The 1,445-nt window shown below is 46.2% G+C and carries 3 protein-coding genes; all 3 read right to left on the bottom strand.

From position 1 onward, the window contains the following. Positions 1-143: 143 nt before the first annotated feature. Positions 144-569 (bottom strand): organic hydroperoxide resistance protein, encoded by a 426-nt coding sequence (locus QZ506_RS19460; RefSeq protein WP_291973260.1) that lies wholly within the window; start codon positions 567-569, stop codon positions 144-146. A gap of 75 nt (positions 570-644) precedes the next feature. Further along, entirely contained in the window at positions 645-1,115 is a 471-nt protein-coding gene (locus QZ506_RS19455) for a MarR family winged helix-turn-helix transcriptional regulator (RefSeq protein WP_291973258.1), read from the bottom strand. Positions 1,116-1,229: 114 nt separating this feature from the next. Then, positions 1,230-1,355 (bottom strand): hypothetical protein, encoded by a 126-nt coding sequence (locus QZ506_RS19450; protein ID WP_291973256.1) that lies wholly within the window; start codon positions 1,353-1,355, stop codon positions 1,230-1,232. Positions 1,356-1,445: the final 90 nt, after the last annotated feature.

Raw genomic sequence — 1,445 nt, 5'->3', positions numbered from 1 at the left:
GGTCGAAATGGACGGTAAGTTATTGATAAAAATGTCGTGTATTGTCGTGCTTTGTTGTGTTTTGTTGCCTGTTTTTTGAGCGATAAATTCAGTCAATATATTGATATTTAAAGTTTTTATGTTATTTAGCTCTGCTATGTGGCTTACAGTAGCGTCAGGGTTACGTCGATATTGCCGCGTGTGGCGTTAGAATACGGGCACACGATATGAGCCTTTTCCACCAGTGTTTGCGCGGTTTCACGCGCCAACCCCGGCAGATCAATTTTCAATTCCACTTCAATAGCAAATCCGGTTGGTGCGGCACCGATGCCGACACTCCCTTCAATGGTGGTTGCCGCTGGCAGTGCAATTTTTTCTTTGCTGGCGACAAACTTCAGCGCACCAAGGAAACAAGCTGAGTAACCTGCGGCAAACAGCTGTTCCGGGTTAGTCCCTTCGCCACCGGCACCGCCCAGTTCGCGCGGTGTCGTCAATTTGACGCTCAGTTGCTGATCGGAGGATTCGGTGCGTCCATCACGTCCGCCAGTGGCTTTTGCGTGAGCGACATACAGTACTTTTTCAATGGACATGGTGTAACTCACATAGGATGTTTTTTATCACGATATTAAATCTCGCGCTATTTAACTGGTCGAGATAAGCGGCCATCAAAGATTCTCAATCAGTCTGGCTCGCAGGTATTCTAACTGCTGCTTCATCGCTTGCAGCGTGCTGCCATCACACTGCGTGGCACAGCGCATGTTTTCCGGTATGGCGCGCGCTTTTTGTTGCAATGTGCGGCCTTCTTCCGTCAACCGAATCAGCACCTGACGTTCATCTTCCGCACTGCGCGTTCTGCTGACCAGGCCAGATTGCTGCAATCGCTTAAGCAACGGCGTCAGCGTGGCGGAATCCAAATAAAGCTGCTCACCCAGTTCCGACACCGTAAGCCCATCGCGCTCCCACAACACCAGCATGACAAGATACTGGGGGTAGGTGAGTGACAGTGCTGCCAGCTGTTTTCGATAGACTTTATTCATTGCCAGATTGGCTGAATAGAGTGCGAAACAGAGTTGTCCGTCAAGCTGATAGGCTTGCGCTGGCAATAATGTTGGTACTGTCTGCGTTTTCTTGTTCATAAAATACAATCTAGATAGATAAATATTAAATAGCAAGCGATTTAAGTGAGAAAAACTTTGTTTTTTTGATAATGAATTGATTTTAATAATTTTATATTTTCATTGTTACCTAGACTAAGAGGGCCTTAACGTTTTTCTTGCGGGGTTTACATAGTTTCTCCGCATTCTCCACATTTGACGCAATTGTGGGCTTTGTTGAATAAATAGATCTTTTGGGTAATCATCGGAGCAGATCACCACAGTTGTTTCAAAATCAGGTCTCCATGGCAAAACAAAATTTTAAAATCACCAACTGGCCCTCTTATAACAAGGCCCTCAAGCAGCGCGGTT

The organism is Candidatus Symbiopectobacterium sp. (genome assembly GCF_020054415.1).
Lineage (GTDB): Bacteria > Pseudomonadota > Gammaproteobacteria > Enterobacterales > Enterobacteriaceae > Symbiopectobacterium.
This window is presented reverse-complemented; position numbering and strand designations above follow the sequence as displayed.